Genomic DNA, 18,594 nt, shown 5'->3' with positions numbered 1-18,594 from the left:
CGGTGGGCGGGGGCGTGGGCGGCGCGGCGGTACGGCGCCCGGGGTGCTGGTAGTTGATCGGCCCGCCCGGGGACGTGTCCCCCGCGGACGACGGCTGGGCCCCCGCCTGGGTCTGCGGCTGAGTCTGCGGCTGGGCCGGGGTGTCCGGCGCGGCACCGGTGCCCGCCGTGGCCGTACGCACCCGGCCGTCGCCCCCGGCAGCACGCGGCGGGGGCTGGGCCACCGAGCGGGCCATGCCGCGCGCCACCGCGTCGTTGATCTCGGCGGCCAGCTCGGCGGCCTGGGGCAGCCCCTGGTCCCGCAGCATCTCGGCCAGCCCGCCCGCGTACCCCTGGCCCACCGCGCGCACCTTCCAGGCGCCCTGCCTGCGGTACAGCTCCAGGGCGACCACCGCGGACTCCGCGTCCAGGTCGGTGATGGTGTAACCGGCCACCTCGGTGCCGTCGAGGCCCGTGACGGCGACGAACGGCGCGGGCATGGCGCCGAACCGGACCGGGCCGCCTGCCCCGCTCACCAGGGCGAGCAGCACATGCACCCGGTGGACGCCCTCGGGCAGCGCGTCGAGGTCGACGGCGAGCCGATGGGCGGCCGCCGCCTGTTTGGACACTTCGATGCCGGGCAGCTGCGGCGAGGCGGGGTGCGCGACCCACTCCACGCCCCGCACCGTGCCCTGCTCATCGCCGAGTGTCGCCCCGGCCACGATCGGATTACCCGCCGAGATCCGGATCTCCAAACGGGTCTGGGGCAGCGGGTGGTTCTGCCCCCGGACCAGCTCGGCCGTCATCGTGCGTCCCCTCGTTGTGTTCCGTTGTGTGCGTGGTCGTGCGTGGTGCCGCGCGGTAGGCGCCGTGGTGGTGTGCGGACCGTGCCGCATGAGCGCGTCGGCCCGGCGGGCAGACGCACCACCGGGCCGACGGGACAACCACTTCCGCTTACAGGTGCGGCACGATGTGCGGCATCAGGTCCTGGAAGGTACGGCCGTTGGCGGGCTCGCCCACGGCCTTCATCTGCCAGGCGCTGCCCTGGCGCTGCACGATGGCCATGATCTGCGCGGTGTACTGGCCGCCACCGGTGAGGGTGTAGCGGGCCAGCTCCTGGCCGTTGGTCTCGTCGACCAGTCGGCAGAACGCGTTCTGCACCTCGGCGAAGGTCTGGCCGGTGAAGGAGTTCACCGTGAAGACGATCTGGTCGATGTGCACCGGAACCCGCTGGAGGTCGACCAGGATCGCCTCGTCGTCACCGCCCTGACCGGCACCGCCGACCAGGTTGTCGCCGGTGTGGCGCACCGAGCCGTCGTCGCTCACCAGGTGGCGGAAGAACACGACGTCGGTCGGCTGCTTGTCGGCGAAGAGGACCGCCGACGCGTCGAGGTCGATCTCACGTGTGCGGGAGCCGAACAGTCCGCGGCGGGGCGCCGCCTGCCAGCCCAGTCCCATCCGCACCGCGGTCAGGGTGCCCCCGTCGGCCTTCTGCAGGCTGATGGCCTGTCCCTTGGACATGTTGACCGTCACGCGCTGTCCCTACTCTCGTCTCTCGGTTTCCCCGTGGCCACCGCCGCGGCACGGCCACGGCCGCGCCGTGTGCACGGCCCTCCCGAAAACCCTATGCACGCCCACCAGCACTCCGGCCAGGCGAGCGGGCTTTTGTGTCGGTCTTGCAACACAGCGGGACCACGGCGGAACCACAGCGCGACCACGGCGGACCCCAACCGCCCCAGGGGTCAGGAGAGCCCGGCCTCCCTCATCTGCCGCAGCTCCTTCTTCAGCTCCCCGACCTCGTCCCGCAGCCGGGCCGCGACCTCGAACTGGAGCTCCGCCGCCGCGGCCTTCATCCGGTCGGTCATCTCCTCGATCAGCTCGGCCAGTTCGGCGGCCGGACGGTCGGTCAGCTCGCCGTCCTTCGCCCCCTTCGCCTCCTTGACGCCCGTCTTGTGGGACGCCAGGGCGGGCACCGGCGCCTTCGCCTGCCCCTTGCCCGCTCCCTTGCCCTGGTCCGCCGACTTGCGGTAGCCGGTTTCCAGCAGCTCCTTGGTGTCGATCTCCTCACGCGCGAGGGTCGCCACGATGTCGCCGATCTTCTTGCGCAGGGGCTGCGGGTCGATCCCGTTCTTCTCGTTGAACGCGATCTGCTTCTCCCGGCGGCGGTTGGTCTCGTCGATGGCCTTCTCCATCGCCGGGGTGACCTTGTCGGCGTACATGTGGACCTGGCCCGAGACGTTACGGGCGGCACGGCCGATGGTCTGGATCAGGGAGGTGCCGGAGCGCAGGAAGCCCTCCTTGTCCGCGTCGAGGATGGCGACCAGCGAGACCTCCGGCAGGTCGAGGCCCTCCCGCAGCAGGTTGATGCCGACCAGGACGTCGAACTCGCCCGCGCGCAGCTCGCGCAGCAGCTCCACACGGCGCAGGGTGTCCACGTCGCTGTGCAGATAGCGCACCTGGATGCCCAGTTCGAGCATGTAGTCCGTCAGGTCCTCGGCCATCTTCTTGGTGAGGGTGGTGACGAGGACCCGCTCGTCCTTCTCGGTGCGGGTGCGGATCTCATGGATCAGATCGTCGATCTGCCCGTCGGTGGGCTTGACCACGACCTCGGGGTCGACCAGGCCGGTCGGCCGGATGATCTGCTCCACGAAGCCGTCGCCGCGGGACATCTCGTACGTCCCGGGGGTCGCGGAGAGATAGACGGTCTGGCCGACCCGCTCGAGGAACTCCTCCCACTTCAGCGGGCGGTTGTCGAGCGCGGAGGGCAGCCGGAAACCGTGCTCGATCAGCGTGCGCTTCCGGGACGCGTCGCCCTCGTACATCGCGCCGATCTGCGGCACGGTGACATGCGACTCGTCGATGACCAGGAGGAAGTCGTCCGGGAAGTAGTCGAGCAGGGTGTGCGGCGGGGAGCCGCTCTCCCGGCCGTCGATGTGCAGCGAGTAGTTCTCGATGCCGGAGCAGGTGCCGATCTGCCGCATCATCTCGATGTCGTACGTGGTGCGCATCCGCAGCCGCTGGGCCTCCAGCAGCTTGCCCTGCTTCTCCAGCCGGGCCAGCGTCTGCTCCAGCTCGGCCTCGATCCCGGCGATGGCCTTCTCCATGCGCTCGGGTCCGGCCACGTAGTGGCTGGCCGGGAACACATACAGCTCCTGGTCGTCGCTGATCACCTCGCCGGTGAGCGGGTGGAGCGTCGACAGCGCCTCGATCTCGTCGCCGAACATCTCGATCCGGACCGCCAGCTCCTCGTAGACCGGGAAGATCTCGATGGTGTCGCCGCGGACCCGGAAGGTGCCCCGGGTGAACGCCATGTCGTTGCGCGCGTACTGGATGTCCACGAAGCGGCGCAGCAGCTGGTCGCGGTCGATCTCCTCGCCGACCTTGAGCGGCACCATGCGGTCCACGTACTCCTGCGGGGTGCCCAGGCCGTAGATGCAGGAGACGGAGGCCACCACGACCACATCGCGCCGGGTGAGCAGCGAGTTCGTCGCGGAGTGGCGCAGCCGCTCGACCTCCTCGTTGATCGAGGAGTCCTTCTCGATGTAGGTGTCCGACTGCGGTACGTACGCCTCGGGCTGGTAGTAGTCGTAGTACGAGACGAAGTACTCGACCGCGTTGTTCGGCAGCAGCTCGCGGAACTCGTTGGCGAGCTGGGCCGCCAGCGTCTTGTTCGGCGCCATGACGAGCGTGGGCCGCTGAAGCTTCTCGATCATCCACGCGGTGGTCGCGGACTTGCCGGTGCCGGTCGCGCCGAGCAGCACGACGTCCTTCTCACCGCCGCGGATGCGCCGGTCCAGGTCGGCGATGGCCGTGGGCTGGTCGCCGCTGGGCTGGTACGGGCTGACGACCTCGAAGGGCGCCACCTTGCGTTCGATCTGAGTCACGGGCCGCATGAGACCCACCGTACGACTCGCCACTGACAACGGCCCCGGCCTCCCGCTCCCGCGGCCGCTCCGGGAGGGGTACGGGATGGATCAATGTACGGCTTTTCTGTGACTGTCCTCCGGTACGGCTGGTCTGGCACGCTTCGGCCGTCCACGAGTCAGACGACGCGAGGAGTCCGTATGCAGATCCGCCCCGCCGCCGCGTTATCCGGCGCTCTCCTGGGTGTCTCGGCGCTCTTCCTCCCCACGACGGCGCAGGCCGCCGCCGGCGCATCGCACCACCACACGGTCACGGTGGCGCACCGGGGCGCCTCCGCCTACGCCCCCGAGAACACGCTGGCCGCCGTCGACGCCGCCGATGACCTGGGCATCGACTGGGTGGAGAACGATGTGCAGCGCACCCGGGACGGGGAGCTGATCATCATGCACGACACCACCCTGAACCGGACCACCGACGTCGAGGAGGTCTTCCCGGACCGCGCCCCCTGGAAGATCTCCGACTTCACCCTGGACGAGATCGAGAAACTTGACGCCGGGAGCTGGTTCGGGTCGAAGTTCGCGGGCGAGCCGGTGCCGACCCTGGAGGAGTACCTGGATCGGGTTTCGGACAACCACCAGAAGCTGCTGATGGAGATCAAGGCGCCGGAACTGTACCCGGGCATCGAGCGGCAGGCGCTGCGCGAGCTGCGCCGGGAGGGCTGGCTGGACCGCAAGCACCTCAGGCGGCTGATCGTGCAGAGCTTCAGCGCCGACTCCGTCCAGGCGGTCCACAAGCTGCGGCGGGACGTCAAGACCGGTTTCCTGGGCACCCCGCCCGTCGCCGATCTGCCGCGGTACGCGGAGTTCGCCGACCAGATCAACCCGAGCCACACGACGATCGACGCCGCGTACGTGGAGGAGATCCAGGCGGTGCGCGGTGCCCACGGCCGTCCGCTGGAGGTCTACACCTGGACGGTGAACGACGCCCCGAACGCGGTCAAGGTCGCGCGGATGGGGGTGGACGGGATCATCACCAACAAGCCCGATGTGGTGCGGGAGGCGCTGGACGACGTCCGCTGACGGCGGCTGACAGCAGCGCGTGACGGGGGCTGTCGGACCCCCCGCCTACGCTGAAGGTGTGACGAACGAGCAGCGGCAGCCGGAGCGGCAGTCCGAGCGGCAGGAGACCCACGACTGGTCCTGGGCGGTGTCCGACACGCCCATCGGTCCCCTGCTGCTCGCGGCCACCGGCCAGGGGCTGGTCAACGTGGTCTTCCATGCCGACCCGAAGACGGCGGCCGCGGCCGTCGACCGGCTCACCCGCCGCCTCGGCACCGGCCCCGCGCCCGAGCCCGGCGCGCCTCTCACCGAGGCGATACGGCAGGTGGAGAGCTACTTCGCCGAGCAGACGCAGGCGTTCACCGTGCCGCTGGACTGGTCCCTGTCCACCGGCTTCAACCGCCGGGTGCTGCGCGAGCTGGCCGCCCGCGTTCCGTACGGCACGGTCGTCGGCTACCAGGACCTCGCCCGCCGCGTCGGCGAGCCGGACGCCGCCCGTGCGGTCGGGGTGGCCATGGGCAGCAATCCGCTGCCGGTGGTGGTTCCCTGCCATCGCGTCGTGGAGAGCGACGGCGGCATAGGCGGCTTCGGCGGCGGGCTGGAGACCAAGCGGACCCTGCTGGCCCTGGAAGGGGTACTTCCGCAACCGCTTTTCTGACCGGAAGGGTTCTCCGGTTACCGGGTTCGAAAATATCTTGCCGCGGAAATCCACCGGCATCTTGTCATGGACCCGTTCCGCCCTTACCTTAAGAGCGCTCGCGGGCCCCACCCGGCGAGAATGCTACGCAAGCACATTCAGGTACGCGGTAACGCTCTTTCGTTCTTCCGCTCTTCCTTCTGCTCTTCCCTCCGCTCTTCCCGCTCACGCTCGAAAGACGTACGCGTTCCTTCACGGCTCAACCACGTCCCCCGATGATCGAATTGGAGAGCCATGTCCGGTGTTCTGCTCGCCGGCGGCGCGGCCGCGGCGTTATTCGCCTCCGCCTTTTCCGCCCAGGGTGTTTCCTCGGCCCCCGATGTACCGCCGGAAAAGATCCAGATCAGCGTCAATACCGTGAACGGCTCGGGCTGCCCGAAAGGGACCGCAGCGGTGGCCGTGGCCGGTGACAACACGGCATTCACCGTGACCTACAGCGACTACCTCGCCCAGGTCGGCCCCAGTTCGAACCCCACCGACATCCGTAAGAACTGCCAGCTCAACTTGGGCGTTCACGTGCCGCAGGGGTTCACCTACGCCATCGCCCAGGTCGACTACCGCGGCTACGGCTCCCTGCAAAAGGGCGCGAAGGGCACCGAGAAGGCGAGTTACTACTTCCAGGGGTCGTCGGACACGGCATCGCGCACCCATGAGTTCAGCGGTCCGTACAACGACAACTGGCAGACCACCGACAGCACGGAATACAGCGCCCTGGTGTGGGCGCCGTGCGGCCAGGACCGCAACTTCAACATCAACACCGAACTGCGGGTAAGTGCGGGCACCTCCGCGACCGGGACCACCAGCTTCATGGCCATGGACTCGACGGACGGCGGAGCCAACACCATTTACCACCTGGCCTGGAAGGAATGCCCCTAGCCCTTCCAGCGGGGCGGGACCCTCCGGCAGGGCGGGTAAATCCACCATCGAATGGAGAATCATGCCCGGTGTTCTGTACGCAGGCGGCGTGGTCGCGGCGTTATTCGCCTCGACGCTCACCTCCCAGGCATACGCGCAACCACCGTTCGGCACCGTGCCACCCGACAAGATCGTGATCAAGGTCGCGACCGTCAACGGCTCGGGCTGTCCGGCCGGAACGGCGGCGGTGGCCGTCTCTCCCGACAACACCGCGTTCACGGTCACCTACAGCAATTACCTCGCCCAGGTGGGCAAGGGCTCCAAGCCGACCGACTTCAGGAAGAACTGCCAGCTGAACCTGGTCACGCATGTGCCGCAGGGCTTCTCCTACGCCATCGCCAGCGTCGACTACCGGGGCTACGCCCACCTGGAGAAGGGCGCCTCCGCCACCGAGAAGGCCTCGTACTACTTCCAGGGCCAGTCGCAGACGACGTCGAGCTCGCATGACTTCAGCGGCTCCTACGACGACAACTGGCAGGTCACCGACACGGCCGACATCGCCACCGTGGTCTGGTCCCCCTGCGGTGAGCTGCGGAACTTCAACATCAACACCGAGCTGCGGGTCAACGCCGGGTCGTCGAACACCACGGACACGACGAGCTTCATCACCATGGACTCGACGGACGGCGACGTGAGCACCACCTACCACTTCGCGTGGAAGGAATGCCCGCAGAAGAAGTAGCGCGCGGAGGCGGACGGACAGCCCTCAGGAAGCCCGGGAAACCCCGGGAACTCCCCGGCAATCCCCGGAACGGAACCAGGCCGGTCCCCCCAGACGGCCCTACGGTTCCGGGCGGTGCCACGCCGGGTGCCGGGGGTCGTCCGCCCGCACCACGATGTCGGCGCTCTCGACGGGCCGCACCTCGTCCTCGTACCGCGCGAAGGCGGGCAGCGTCCAGCGCTCGTCCTCCTCGGTGCGGCGGCCGAGGGCGGCCCGTGTCAGCCACAGGTGCACCGACAGGTCGAACGGGAACCAGTGCCCCAGCAGCAGCGCGCCGTGCAGCAGCAGTACCCCGCCCGGCGGCAGTTCGGCGTAGGGGCTGCGAGTGGCCCGGTCGGTCGCCGGGTCCCACAGGTCGGGCAGCACCCGCCCCGTACCGCCCGGCCCCGGCTCCAGCGGGGTGAAGACCTCGCGCCACAGGGCTCCGGTGTCCAGCCAGCGGTCGTAGTACGCGTCGGCGTCCCGCTTCCCGTACTCGTAGCGCAGTGACGCGGGCCGCAGGAACCCCGCCGCCGCGACCACGAGCACCGGGCGCCCGCGTATCCGCAGCGCCTCCGCCAGGTCCCGGGCCAGCTCCCCGGGGCGCGCCGCGGGGGCGCCGTCGACCGCCACCCTGAGCCAGGGGCCGCCGTCCGCCGCCGTCATTCCGGCGATGCGGTCGGCGGTCGCGTCGGTCAGCCGTTCCCAGGTGATCGCTTCGAGCCGCACCCACCCCATGATGCCGTGCCCCGCCCGGCGCGCTGCGGGTACGCTCCCCGCAGGCGTCACGTCAGGAGATCCGGCCATGGCATCCCAGATAGCGCTGCTGCGCGGCATCAACGTGGGCGGCAACAAGAAGTTCCCGATGGCGCGGCAGCGCGCGCTGATGGCCGAGCTGGGGTTCGAGGACGTCACCGTCCACCTCCAGACCGGCAACATCGTCTTCGCCGACCCCGGCACCCCGCCCGACCGCACGGCCCGCACGCTCGAGGACGCCTTCGCCGCCGACCTGGGCTTCTCCGTACCCGTGATGGTGCGGACCCGCGACGAGCTGGCCGCCGTCGTGGACGCCAACCCGTACCCCGCCGCCGCGGCCGAGCCCAAGACCCTGCACGTGGTCTTCCTGTCGGACGTGCCCACCGACACCTCGGCGCTGGACGCGCTGAACGCTCTGAACACAGCCGCGTACGCGCCCGACGAGTTCCGGCTCGTCGGGCGCGAGCTCTACCTCCACCTGCCGGGCGGACTCGGCCGTTCCAAGCTGGCCGCGAAGCTCACCAACCCCCGGCTCGGGGTGACGGCCACCGCCCGCAACTGGAACACGGTCACCAAGCTGCTGGCGCTCGCCGACACCTGATGCCGGTACGGCTCAGCGCCAGCCGTACCGCTGCCGCAGCCGCATCACGACCAGGTCGAAGCGCGGCCGGTCCAGCGCACACGCCTCGCGCCGCATGCCGTCCGGATGCACCCGCAGGACGCGGTCCAGGTCGACCCAGGAGTCCCGCCCGGCCCGGTCCCACGGCCCGTCGCCGATCGCCACCCACTCGTGGTCGCCGTCGTGCCGCTTGCTCGACAGCTGTACGGCCAGCAGCGTGCCGCCGCGCTCACGCGCGACGACCAGCACCGGCCGGTCCTTGCCGCGGCCGTCGTTCTCCTCGTACGGAACCCACGTCCAGACGATCTCGCCCGGATCGGGGTCCCCGTCCGGATCCGGTGCGTACTCGGTCCGTACCCGCCCGACCTGGCGCGGCGCGGCTTCGACGGTGGCGGTGGGGCCGGTGCTCCCGGGCAGCGCCTCGTCGTCTTCGGTCCCCTTGAATGGCCTGATCACGCCCCACACGTTAGCCCGTCCGAGGTGGCCGGGCGGCGGCGCGGTACCCGTCGCGGACGCAGCGGGAAGGGACAAGCATGTGCCTGATGTCCTCGACCCGGTGGCGGACCTCGTCAAGCGCCGCAAAGCCCCCGTCGTCGTCCAGACCCTGCGTTCCGCGGCGGCCGCGACCATCTCCTACGTCGTCGCCCTCCAACTGAGCACCGAAGCGGCCCCGCTGACCGCCCCGCTCACCGCGCTGCTCGTGGTGCAGGTGACCCTCTTCGCGACCCTCACCACCGGCATCCGCCGGGTGAACGCCGTGGTGGTGGGCGTCCTGCTCGCCATCGCCTTCTCCATCCTGGTCGGGCTGACCTGGTGGAGCCTGGGCCTGATCATCCTCGCCTCGCTGACGGCCGGTCACTTCGCGCGGGTGAGCGAGTTCGTCCCCGAGGTGGCGATCAGCGCCATGCTCGTCCTCGGCGTGAGCCAGGTGACCACCACCGCCTGGTCCCGGGTGCTGGAGACCCTGATCGGGGCCGTCGTCGGACTGGCCTTCAACTTCCTGTTCGCGCCGCCCGTCTGGGTCCAGACCGCGGGCGAGTCCATCGTGGACCTGGCCCGCCGGATGCGTCAGCTCCTGCTGCACATGGCCGAGGAGCTGGGCAGCCCCACCCCGGTCGAACGCGCCGCCGCCCGCCTCCACGAGGCCCGCCGCCTCGACCACGACATCTCCCAGGTCGACGCCGCGCTCCGGCAGGCCGAGGACAGCGTCCGCCTCAACCCCCGGGTCAAGGAGGGCCTGCTGCACCGGGTGGTGCTGCGCACCGGCCTGGACACCCTGGAGATCTGCACGGTCGTCCTGCGCGTCCTCACCCGCACCCTCACCGACCTCGCCAAGAAGCGGACGGACGAACCCCTCTTCCCCGCCGACGTGGCCGAGGCGCTGGAGCGCCTCTTCCGCTACACCGCCGCCGCCGTCGAAAGCTTCGCCGTGCTGGTCACCAGCTCGATCAGCGCCAACGCCGAGGAGGCCGAATCCCACCTGGCCACCGAGCTGTCCCGGGCCCACGCCTGCCGCGACGAGGCCGCCCACCTCCTCCTCCGCCGCGTCCAGCGCCACCCGGGCCAATGGCAGCTCCAGGGCGCCCTGCTGGCCGAGGTCGACCGCATCCTCGCCGAACTGGACATGGAGCAGCGCTCCCGGCGCCTCATGGAAGAACTGGACCGCAGCACCCGCGAAAAGCGCGACCGCTTCCCCGCCCTCCGCAAGCTCCGGCGCCGCCTCCGCGGCGACCGGAGCGGCCAGTTGAGCACGTAGTCAGTTCAGCGGGTGGTCAGTTCAGCGGGTAGCGGTCCTGGGGGAAGACCGTGGCGTCGTACGGCTGGGCGGACGGGTGGAATACGGCGGCGAAGTCATCGGCCAGCTCGGCTATCGTGCCGCGGCCCTCCACCTGCGCCAGCCAGGACGGCGGCAGGCGCAGGTCGCCGTGGTGGACGCCCAGCAGGTTGCCGCAGATCGAGCCGGTCGAGTCGCTGTCGCCCGAGTGGTTGACGGACAGCAGCAGCGCCGCCGGGAGGCTGGGGCCCGCCAGGGCCGCGTAGACCCCGATGGCCAGCGCTTCCTCGGCGATCCACCCGCCGCCGAGCGACTCGACCTTCTCCGCGGTGGGGTCGCCCCCGGCCGCCAGGTCGATCGCGCGGCGCAGGGCGGTGGCGGTCTCCTCGTGCCGCGGATAGCCGCGGAGGATCTCCAGGGTGCGCAGGGTGGCGCCCTCCAGGGAGTCGCCTTCGAGGAGGTACGCGACGATCGCGGCCAGGGCGCCCGCCGCGAGGTAGCCGGTCGGGTGGCCGTGGGTGATCTGGGCGCAGCGGGCGGCGAGTTCGAAGCAGTCGCGGGCGGGCAGACCGGTGAGGCCGAACGGGGCCGACCGCATCACGGTGCCGCAGCCCTTGGAGCCGCCGTTCACCGGGCCCGGGCCGCCGTAGAGGGGGGCGTCCACGGCGGGGGTGTGGCCTTCGAGGAGGCCGGAGAGGCACGCGTTGCCGGGCGCGCGGCGGGCGTACAGCCACGGATGGGTGCGCAGCCAGCCGGAGCGGCCGATGTCCTCCGGGGTCCTTTGGCGCGGCGGCTCGGGATAGTTCTGGGTGTCCAGCCAGCGCAGGTACGCCCGGCGGATGACGGCGATCACGGCGCCCCCGGCGCCCTCGGCGGACGCGAGCGCGTGGGCCCGGATCAGCCCCTCGGCCGTGAACAGCGTCATCTGGGTGTCGTCGGTGATCCGGCCCGCGACGCCGCTGTCATCCGGGACGAAGCCGGTGGCGCCCGCCGGGCCGTACGCCTCACGGATCCCCGACAGGGAGCGGAACTCGATCGGGTTGCCGATCGCGTCACCGATCGCGCCGGCCAGCAGACAGCCGCGGATGCGGGCCCGCCGGGCGGCCGATTCGTCCCAGGACTGCTGGATCACGTGCGACTCCCTTTCCTGTGCGGATGGCTGCACAGCTCCCGTGTGCTCAGCACATGATCGCAGACCACACCGACAGGCCCCGGCGCGGTAGCGTCGAAGCAGGGGGTGGGTGGGAGATGCCTGTGATGTCGATGCGATTCATCCGTACGGGCGATGAGCCCGCACATGCCCGCAGCCCGCTGCGCATGCGCCTGTGGCTCGCCGTCTGGGGGCTGCTGTGGACCGCCGGCGGCACGGTGGCCTTCGTACTCGCGGGCAGGCCGGGCTGGGCGGCCGCCTGCGCGGCGATCGCCGCGATCACCCTGATCGACGTGGCCCTGGTCATCCGGCACATCCGGCAGGGGCCGCACTACCAGCCGGGGCGGGACGTGCCGCCGTACGCGCCGGTCAGGGGGCGGCGGCGCTAGCGCCGCCCCCTGTTTCGGCCCGGCTCAGCTCGGCTCAGCCCTGCTCGCCGAACCGCGCCGCCTCCACGAAGTCCGGGCGCGGATCGAGCGCCGCGGCGAGGCGGAAGTGGCGGGTCGCCTCGGCCCGGCGGGAGGCGCGCTCCAGCGTTCGGGCGAGGGCGAAGTGGGCGAACGCGTTGTCCGGCTCGCGCTCCAGCACGATGTGGAATTCCAGTTCCGCGGCGCGGAGCTGGGCCGCGCCGAAGAACGCGCGGGCCCGCAGCAGCCGGGCCGCGGTGTTCTCGGGGTGGGCGGTGATGACCGAGTCGAGCAGCTTGACGGCGCCTCGCGGATCTCGGGCGGCGAGCAGCTGCTCCGCGGCGCGGTAGTCGATGACATGGGTCTCGGGCGTGGGCTCGGGCACAGCCGCTTCCTTCCCCGGGCTTGCGTGATCATTGACCCCGTGTGGGGTGATCCCTCGGTGGTCCCTGGGTGGTCCCTCGGTGATGATCGTCGTTACGGGGAGCACAACAACCACCCGGTGCGCCACATTCCCCCTCGGCCCGCTCCGCAAGCATGCCCGCCCCGCAAGCGCGGCCCGTCGCCTCAGTCCGTGGCGGCGGCCCGTTCCACCAGCTCCGTCCAGACCTTGCGGACCTGTGGCTCCAGCTCCTCCAGCGGGCCGTCGTTGTCGATCACGACATCGGCGACGGCCAGCCGCTCCTCGCGGGTCGCCTGGGCCGCCATCCGGGCCCGCGCCTCGTCCTCGGTCATGCCGCGCAGCCGGACCAGCCGGTCGAGCTGGGTCTCGGGCGTGGCGTCGACGACCAGCACCAGGTCGTACAGGGACGCCAGGCCGTTCTCGGCGAGCAGCGGAACGTCGTGGACGACCACCGCCTCCGGCCCGGCGCCCGCCTGGAGCTCGGCGGAGCGGTCGCGGACCAGGGGGTGGACGATGGCGTTCAGGGCGCGCAGCCGCTCGGGGTCGTTGAAGACGATCCCGCCGAGCTTCGGCCGGTCGAGCCGGCCGTCGGCGGTCAGCACCCCGGGCCCGAACTCGGCGACGACGGCGGCGAGGCCGGGGGTTCCGGGCTCGACCACCTCACGGGCGATCCGATCGGAGTCGATCAGCACCGCGCCGTAGGAGACCAACATCCGCGAGACTTCGCTCTTGCCCGCGCCGATTCCGCCCGTGAGCCCCAGCTTCAGCATGGTGCCCACGCTATACGAGCACGGGCCCCCGCTATATGGGCACGGGGCCCCGCTCCATGGACCCGGGGCCCGCTCCATAGGCACGGGCCCGCCCGAGGGGCCGCCGCTCAGGCGCCGCCCTCGCCCTCCCGCTCGGCCAGGAAGCGTTCGAACTCGGCACCCAGCTCGTCCGCCGACGGCAGCTCGGCCGGTTCCGCGACCAGGTTGCCGCGGCTGTCGGCCCCGGCCACCGCGTCGTACTGGTGCTCAAGGCCCCGTACGAGCGCGACCAGCTCGTCGTCCCCCTCCGCGACCTGCCGCTCGATCTCCTCCTGCGTCTTCAGCGCCTCGTTGCGCAGCGCGTGCGCGGCGCCCGGCAGCACCAGGCCGGTCGCCGCGGTGACCGCCTCCAGCGCGGTGAGCGCCGCGTCGGGGTAGGCGGACCGGGCCAGATAGTGGGGGACGTGGGCGGCGACCCCGAGGACGTCGTGGCCCGCCTCGCCGAGCCGGTACTCGATCAGCGACTCGGCGCTGCCGGGCACCTGGGCCTCGTCGAAGTAGCCGCGGTGGCCGGGCATCAGATCGGTGCGGTTGCCGTGCGGGGTGAGGCCCACCGGCCGGGTGTGCGGCACGCCCATCGGGATGCCGTGGAAGTTCACCGCGAGCCGCACGCCGAGCCGCTCGACGATCTGCCGCACCGCGGCCGCGAAACGCTCCCACTCCACGTCCGGTTCGGGCCCGCAGAGCAGCAGGAAGGGCGCCGCGGTCGCGTCCCGCACCAGGTGGAGCTCGATCGCCGGGGTCTCGTAGGCCGTCCAGCGGTCGCGCTGGAAGGTGAGCAGGGGGCGCCGGGCCCGGTAGTCGACGAGCCGGTCGTGGTCGAAGCGGGCGACGACCTGCCGCGGCAGCCCGTCGAGCAGCCGCTCCACGATCTGGTCACCGGTCTCCCCGGCATCGATGTAGCCGTCGAAGTGGTAGAGCAGCACCAGCCCGGCCGAATCCCGGGAGGCTATCGCGTCGACTTCGGCGAGCCCACTCGGTTCCCACGCGTACAAATCCTGCGGATCAAGCACTGTGACCGCTCCTCCTTGTGTTCCGTACGCGAAAACACCACACGGGGGCGGGCGCATTCCCGGCCCCGGTCCCAACTCCTGTGCGCATCATGGCCGTCTGCGCCCTGAGACATGCGTGGGTCGGGACATGCGCCGGAACACGCGTGAGGCCCGCTCCCCGAAGGGGAACGGGCCTCACGCTCGTTCAGCCGGTGCCGCTAGCGGTCAGCGGCGCAGCGGTTCAGCTCTGGCCACCGGCCAGCTTCTCGCGGAGCGCGGCCAGCGCCTCGTCCGACGCCAGGGCGCCGGAGTTGTCGGCCGACTCCGAGGAGTACGAACCGCCGCCGGAGGCCTGCCCGCCGCCGGGCGCCGGGGCAGCCCCGCTGCCGGCCTCGGCAGCGGCCTGCTCGTCGGCCTCGCGGGACTTGATGACCTGCGCCTGGTGCTGCTCGAAGCGGGTCTGCGCGTCGGCGTACTGACGCTCCCACTCCTCGCGCTGCTTCTCGTACCCCTCGAGCCAGTCGTTGGCCTCGGGGTCGAAGCCCTCGGGGTAGATGTAGTTGCCCTGGTCGTCGTACGACGCGGCCATGCCGTACAGGGTCGGGTCGAACTCGACCACGGACGGGTCGGCACCGAAGGCCTCGTTGGCCTGCTTCAGCGAGAGGCTGATGCGGCGGCGCTCGAGGTCGATGTCGATGACCTTGACGAAGATCTCGTCGTTGACCTGGACGACCTGCTCCGGGATCTCCACGTGGCGCTCGGCCAGCTCGGAGATGTGGACCAGGCCCTCGATGCCCTCGTCGACGCGGACGAACGCACCGAACGGAACGAGCTTGGTGACCTTACCCGGGACGACCTGACCGATCTGGTGGGTCCGGGCGAACTGCTGCCACGGGTCTTCCTGGGTCGCCTTGAGCGACAGGGAGACGCGCTCGCGGTCCATGTCGACGTCCAGGACCTCGACCGTGACCTCCTGGCCGACCTCGACGACCTCGGACGGGTGGTCGATGTGCTTCCAGGACAGCTCGGAGACGTGAACCAGACCGTCCACGCCACCCAGGTCCACGAAGGCACCGAAGTTGACGATGGAGGAGACGACGCCGGAGCGCACCTGGCCCTTCTGGAGGGTGGTGAGGAAGGTCTGACGGACCTCGCTCTGGGTCTGCTCCAGCCAGGCGCGGCGGGACAGGACCACGTTGTTGCGGTTCTTGTCCAGCTCGATGATCTTCGCCTCGAGCTCCTTGCCCACGTAGGGCTGGAGGTCGCGGACGCGGCGCATCTCGACCAGGGAGGCGGGGAGGAAGCCGCGGAGGCCGATGTCGAGGATGAGACCACCCTTGACGACCTCGATGACGGTACCGGTGACGATCCCGTCCTCTTCCTTGATCTTCTCGATGGTGCCCCAGGCACGCTCGTACTGGGCGCGCTTCTTCGAGAGGATCAGGCGGCCTTCCTTGTCCTCCTTCTGGAGAACCAGGGCCTCGATCTCATCGCCGACGGCCACGACCTCGTTCGGGTCGACGTCGTGCTTGATCGAAAGCTCACGGGAAGGGATGACGCCTTCGGTCTTGTAACCAATGTCGAGCAGGACCTCGTCCCGGTCGACCTTCACGATGACGCCGTCGACGATGTCGCCGTCGTTGAAGTACTTGATCGTCTCGTCGATCGCGGCGAGGAAGGCTTCCTCGGAACCGATGTCGTTGACCGCCACCTGCGGGGTGGTGCGGGTTGCCTCGGTGCTGCTCGTCATGTGGGAAAGGGCTCCGGTACGGACATTGAGTCGTAGGTACTGCTACGCCGAGGACCCTTATCGCACCGCCGAAGCCGGACAGCCTGTGAGGCGTGAATCTTTCCGAATCTTTCCAGAGACCGAAAGCGCCTCGACAACCGAGGGGACATACAACAGATGCGAGCGCGGCCTGCTCCGTCTGAGTCGCGCAGGCCCGCAGCGCAACTTGTAGCATACGGGGGCGGCCGGGCATGGTCAATGCACGAAGAGCGCACGTGGGTACTAACGCCCCTAACCCGGCAATTTGCAGGTCACTGCTGCGACGCGGTTTCGTGCCGCGCCCCGCAGCCACAGGTCGATACAGAGAGTACGACGACGCGCCCGATGGTCCAAGAACACAAGCCCAGCGGTGCCTTCAGGGCCCCCGAGAGTGCCCTTGGGGCCCTTGACGAGGCCCTCGACGAGGCCCCAGAGGCCTTCGAGCCCACCGCCACCCGCCGGATCGCCGACGACACCGAGAGCAGCCGGGCCAGCCGCGGCTGGTGGGACCGCAACGCGGACGAGTACCAGGAGGAGCACGGCGCCTTCCTCGGCGACGACCGGTTCATCTGGGGCCCGGAGGGGCTGGACGAGGAGGAGGCCGGGCTGCTCGGGCCCGCGGACCAGCTGGAAGGGCGCGACGTGCTGGAGGTGGGCGCGGGCGCCGCGCAGTGCTCGCGCTGGCTCGCGGCGCGCGGGGCCCGCCCCGTGGCGTTCGACATCTCCCACCGGCAGCTGCGGCACGCCCAGCGGATCGACGCGGGGGCGGCCGCCCGCGGCCCGTCCGGAATCGCGCTGGTCCAGGCCGACGCGACCGCGCTGCCCTTCCGGGACGGCGCGTTCGACCTTGCCTGCTCCGCGTACGGGGCGGTGCCCTTCGTGGCGGAGCCGGTGCGGGTGATGCGCGAGGTGCACCGGGTGCTGCGGCCGGGCGGCCGGTGGGTGTTCTCGGTGACGCATCCGGTGCGGTGGGCGTTCCCGGACGAGCCGGGGCCCGAGGGGCTGAGCATCTCCGGCTCGTACTTCGACCGCACCCCTTATGTGGAACAGGACGACGCGGGCCGTGCCGTCTATGTGGAACACCACCGGACCCTCGGTGACCGGGTACGGGACGTCGTGGCCGGGGGCTTCCGACTGATCGACCTCGTGGAACCGGAATGGCCCGCCTGGAACCGTCAGGAGTGGGGCGGCTGGTCCCCGCTGCGCGGCGGCCTCATCCCGGGCACGGCCGTCTTCGTCTGCGAGCGGGACTGAGCGGGGGGCACCACCGGCCATGCGTACGGACGTCCTCGGCCAGCTCCCCGTCCGCGAAGCCGTCCCCGAGCTGCTGCGCGCGCTCGACCGGCGGGGGTCGGCGGTGCTGTGCGCACCGCCCGGGACCGGCAAGACCACCCTCGTGCCGCTCGTCCTGGCCGGGCTGCTGGACGGCGGCGGCGACGGCGGCTCACCGGTGCGCCGGGTCCTGGTGGCCGAGCCGCGCCGGATCGCGGCGCGGGCCGCCGCGCGGCGCATGGCGTGGCTGCTCGGCGAGCGGACCGGCGAACGCGTCGGCTTCACCGTCCGCGGGGAGCGGCAGGCCGGGCCCCGCACCGTGGTCGAGGTGGTCACCACCGGGGTGCTGGTGCAGCGGCTGCAACGGGACCAGGAGCTGGCCGGAGTCGACGCCGTCGTGCTGGACGAATGCCATGAGCGGCACCTGGACGCGGACACGGCGGCCGCCTTCCTGCTGGACGTCCAGGCCACGCTGCGCCCGGAGCTGCGGCTGATCGCCGCGTCGGCGACGACCGACGCGGAGGGGTGGGCGCGGCTGCTGGGCGGCGACGGCGGCGACCCCGCCCCGGTCGTCTCGGCCCCGGGCGTGTCGCACCCCGTCGACGCGGTGTGGGCGCCGCCCGTACGCCCCGTACGCCCACCGCATGGGATGCGCGTGGACCCAGCCCTGCTCGACCACGTCGCGGACGTGGTGCGGCGCGCGCTGCGCGAGCGGTCCGGTGACGTCCTGTGCTTCCTGCCCGGCGTCGGCGAGATCGGCCGGGTGGCGGGGCTGCTGGGCGGCGTCGACGCGGACGTCCTCCAGGTCCACGGGCGCGCCCCCGCCGCCGTACAGGAGGCCGTGCTCGCGGGCGCGGACGGCGGTCGGCGGCGGGTGGTGCTGGCGACCTCGGTCGCCGAGTCGAGCCTGACCGTGCCGGGCGTACGGATCGTCGTCGACAGCGGCCTCGCCCGCGAGCCGCGCATGGACCACGCGCGGGGGCTGAGCGNCCTGACCGTGCCGGGCGTACGGATCGTCGTCGACAGCGGCCTCGCCCGCGAGCCGCGCATGGACCACGCGCGGGGGCTGAGCGCGCTGACGACCGTACGGGCGTCGCGGGCCGCTGCCCGGCAGCGCGCGGGCCGGGCCGGGCGCGAGGCGCCGGGGACGGTCTACCGCTGCTGGCCGGAGGCCGAGGACGCCCGGCTGCCGCGCTTCCCGTCGCCGGAGATCGCCGAGGCCGACCTGACGGCCTTCGCCCTCCAGGCGGCGTGCTGGGGCGACCCGGACGCGTCCGGCCTCGCCCTGCTCGACCCACCGCCCGGCGGGGCCATGACCGCCGCGCGGGAGGTGCTGACCGCGATCGGCGCCGTCGACGCGGCCGGACGCGCCACCGAGCGCGGCCGCCGCATGTCCCGCCTCGGCCTCCACCCCCGCCTCGCCCGCGCCCTC

At 71.4% G+C, this 18,594-nt stretch carries 19 protein-coding genes; 9 read left to right on the top strand and 10 right to left on the bottom strand.

What is annotated here, in order from left to right:
- The 3 genes from EEJ42_RS07905 to uvrB form a co-directional block, all read right to left on the bottom strand.
- On the bottom strand, nt 1–784 hold a 784-nt coding region (locus tag EEJ42_RS07905), incomplete at its 3' end, for a TerD family protein (protein WP_148081886.1).
- Nucleotides 785–932: 148 nt separating this feature from the next.
- Nucleotides 933–1,511 carry a TerD family protein gene (locus tag EEJ42_RS07900; RefSeq protein ID WP_123099256.1) on the bottom strand — a complete coding sequence of 193 codons (579 nt, stop codon included), beginning with the start codon at nt 1,509–1,511 and terminating at the stop codon, nt 933–935.
- A gap of 209 nt (nt 1,512–1,720) precedes the next feature.
- The gene (gene uvrB / locus EEJ42_RS07895; protein WP_123099255.1) at nt 1,721–3,871 is read right to left on the bottom strand and encodes an excinuclease ABC subunit UvrB; all 2,151 of its coding nucleotides are present in this window, start codon (nt 3,869–3,871) and stop codon (nt 1,721–1,723) included.
- Nucleotides 3,872–4,042: 171 nt separating this feature from the next.
- Here uvrB and EEJ42_RS07890 point away from each other — a divergent pair, with 171 nt between their 5' ends.
- From EEJ42_RS07890 to EEJ42_RS07875, 4 genes are all read left to right on the top strand, one after another.
- Entirely contained in the window at nt 4,043–4,921 is an 879-nt protein-coding gene (locus EEJ42_RS07890) for a glycerophosphodiester phosphodiesterase (protein WP_123099254.1), read from the top strand.
- 58 nt (nt 4,922–4,979) lie between these two features.
- The gene (locus tag EEJ42_RS07885) at nt 4,980–5,558 is read left to right on the top strand and encodes a methylated-DNA--[protein]-cysteine S-methyltransferase (RefSeq protein WP_184502993.1); all 579 of its coding nucleotides are present in this window, start codon (nt 4,980–4,982) and stop codon (nt 5,556–5,558) included.
- 273 nt (nt 5,559–5,831) lie between these two features.
- Complete coding sequence (locus EEJ42_RS07880) at nt 5,832–6,473, top strand: DUF4360 domain-containing protein (RefSeq protein ID WP_009718781.1); 642 nt, start codon at nt 5,832–5,834, stop codon at nt 6,471–6,473.
- 61 nt (nt 6,474–6,534) lie between these two features.
- Nucleotides 6,535–7,194 (top strand): DUF4360 domain-containing protein, encoded by a 660-nt coding sequence (locus tag EEJ42_RS07875; protein WP_123099253.1) that lies wholly within the window; start codon nt 6,535–6,537, stop codon nt 7,192–7,194.
- Nucleotides 7,195–7,293: 99 nt separating this feature from the next.
- On the opposite strand, the gene EEJ42_RS07870 is transcribed toward EEJ42_RS07875, so the two are convergent.
- Nucleotides 7,294–7,941 (bottom strand): nucleoside/nucleotide kinase family protein, encoded by a 648-nt coding sequence (locus EEJ42_RS07870; protein WP_123099258.1) that lies wholly within the window; start codon nt 7,939–7,941, stop codon nt 7,294–7,296.
- Nucleotides 7,942–8,017: 76 nt separating this feature from the next.
- On the opposite strand from EEJ42_RS07870, the gene EEJ42_RS07865 reads away from it, so the two are divergent.
- Nucleotides 8,018–8,569: a DUF1697 domain-containing protein gene (locus EEJ42_RS07865; RefSeq protein ID WP_123099252.1), complete on the top strand. Its 552-nt coding sequence runs from the start codon at nt 8,018–8,020 to the stop codon at nt 8,567–8,569.
- 12 nt (nt 8,570–8,581) lie between these two features.
- On the opposite strand, the gene EEJ42_RS07860 is transcribed toward EEJ42_RS07865, so the two are convergent.
- Complete coding sequence (locus EEJ42_RS07860; protein WP_123099251.1) at nt 8,582–9,043, bottom strand: type II toxin-antitoxin system PemK/MazF family toxin; 462 nt, start codon at nt 9,041–9,043, stop codon at nt 8,582–8,584.
- Between the two features lie 79 nt (nt 9,044–9,122).
- Between EEJ42_RS07860 and EEJ42_RS07855 the strand changes: the two genes are divergently transcribed.
- On the top strand, nt 9,123–10,343 hold the full coding sequence (locus EEJ42_RS07855; RefSeq protein ID WP_123099250.1) for an FUSC family protein: 1,221 nt from the start codon (nt 9,123–9,125) through the stop codon (nt 10,341–10,343).
- A gap of 16 nt (nt 10,344–10,359) precedes the next feature.
- Here EEJ42_RS07855 and EEJ42_RS07850 read toward each other — a convergent pair whose 3' ends face one another.
- A complete protein-coding gene (locus EEJ42_RS07850) occupies nt 10,360–11,493 on the bottom strand; it encodes an ADP-ribosylglycohydrolase family protein (protein ID WP_123099249.1) in 1,134 nt (377 codons plus the stop codon).
- A gap of 125 nt (nt 11,494–11,618) precedes the next feature.
- On the opposite strand from EEJ42_RS07850, the gene EEJ42_RS07845 reads away from it, so the two are divergent.
- Nucleotides 11,619–11,900, top strand: a complete 282-nt coding sequence (locus EEJ42_RS07845; RefSeq protein ID WP_246096212.1) for a DUF6343 family protein — start codon at nt 11,619–11,621, stop codon at nt 11,898–11,900.
- A 34-nt stretch (nt 11,901–11,934) separates the two neighbouring features.
- Here the strand turns inward: EEJ42_RS07845 and EEJ42_RS07840 are convergent, their stop codons facing one another.
- The 4 genes from EEJ42_RS07840 to rpsA form a co-directional block, all read right to left on the bottom strand.
- Nucleotides 11,935–12,303: a tetratricopeptide repeat protein gene (locus tag EEJ42_RS07840; RefSeq protein WP_123099248.1), complete on the bottom strand. Its 369-nt coding sequence runs from the start codon at nt 12,301–12,303 to the stop codon at nt 11,935–11,937.
- Between the two features lie 182 nt (nt 12,304–12,485).
- Nucleotides 12,486–13,091 (bottom strand): dephospho-CoA kinase, encoded by a 606-nt coding sequence (gene coaE / locus EEJ42_RS07835; protein ID WP_123099247.1) that lies wholly within the window; start codon nt 13,089–13,091, stop codon nt 12,486–12,488.
- 107 nt (nt 13,092–13,198) lie between these two features.
- On the bottom strand, nt 13,199–14,143 hold the full coding sequence (locus tag EEJ42_RS07830) for a PAC2 family protein (protein WP_123099246.1): 945 nt from the start codon (nt 14,141–14,143) through the stop codon (nt 13,199–13,201).
- A gap of 220 nt (nt 14,144–14,363) precedes the next feature.
- Nucleotides 14,364–15,872: a 30S ribosomal protein S1 gene (gene rpsA / locus EEJ42_RS07825; RefSeq protein WP_123099245.1), complete on the bottom strand. Its 1,509-nt coding sequence runs from the start codon at nt 15,870–15,872 to the stop codon at nt 14,364–14,366.
- Between the two features lie 363 nt (nt 15,873–16,235).
- Here rpsA and EEJ42_RS07820 point away from each other — a divergent pair, with 363 nt between their 5' ends.
- Nucleotides 16,236–17,144 (top strand): class I SAM-dependent methyltransferase, encoded by a 909-nt coding sequence (locus tag EEJ42_RS07820; RefSeq protein ID WP_123099244.1) that lies wholly within the window; start codon nt 16,236–16,238, stop codon nt 17,142–17,144.
- A 19-nt stretch (nt 17,145–17,163) separates the two neighbouring features.
- On the top strand, nt 17,164–18,594 hold a 1,431-nt coding region (locus EEJ42_RS07815; protein ID WP_123099243.1), incomplete at its 3' end, for a helicase-related protein.

Origin of the sequence: Streptomyces botrytidirepellens (genome assembly GCF_003721215.1) — a bacterium.
Classification (GTDB): Bacteria; Actinomycetota; Actinomycetes; order Streptomycetales; family Streptomycetaceae; genus Streptomyces; species Streptomyces himastatinicus.
This window is presented reverse-complemented; position numbering and strand designations above follow the sequence as displayed.

Bases quoted from the DNA above. Each gene is read 5' to 3' on its own strand.
- uvrB (WP_123099255.1), bottom strand. From the start codon at position 3,871: ATGCGGCCCGTGACTCAGATCGAACGCAAGGTGGCGCCCTTCGAGGTC.
- EEJ42_RS07890 (WP_123099254.1), top strand. From the start codon at position 4,043: ATGCAGATCCGCCCCGCCGCCGCGTTATCCGGCGCTCTCCTGGGTGTC.
- EEJ42_RS07880 (WP_009718781.1), top strand. From the start codon at position 5,832: ATGTCCGGTGTTCTGCTCGCCGGCGGCGCGGCCGCGGCGTTATTCGCC.
- EEJ42_RS07875 (WP_123099253.1), top strand. From the start codon at position 6,535: ATGCCCGGTGTTCTGTACGCAGGCGGCGTGGTCGCGGCGTTATTCGCC.
- EEJ42_RS07865 (WP_123099252.1), top strand. From the start codon at position 8,018: ATGGCATCCCAGATAGCGCTGCTGCGCGGCATCAACGTGGGCGGCAAC.
- EEJ42_RS07845 (WP_246096212.1), top strand. From the start codon at position 11,619: ATGTCGATGCGATTCATCCGTACGGGCGATGAGCCCGCACATGCCCGC.
- coaE (WP_123099247.1), bottom strand. From the start codon at position 13,091: ATGCTGAAGCTGGGGCTCACGGGCGGAATCGGCGCGGGCAAGAGCGAA.
- rpsA (WP_123099245.1), bottom strand. From the start codon at position 15,872: ATGACGAGCAGCACCGAGGCAACCCGCACCACCCCGCAGGTGGCGGTC.
- EEJ42_RS07820 (WP_123099244.1), top strand. From the start codon at position 16,236: ATGGTCCAAGAACACAAGCCCAGCGGTGCCTTCAGGGCCCCCGAGAGT.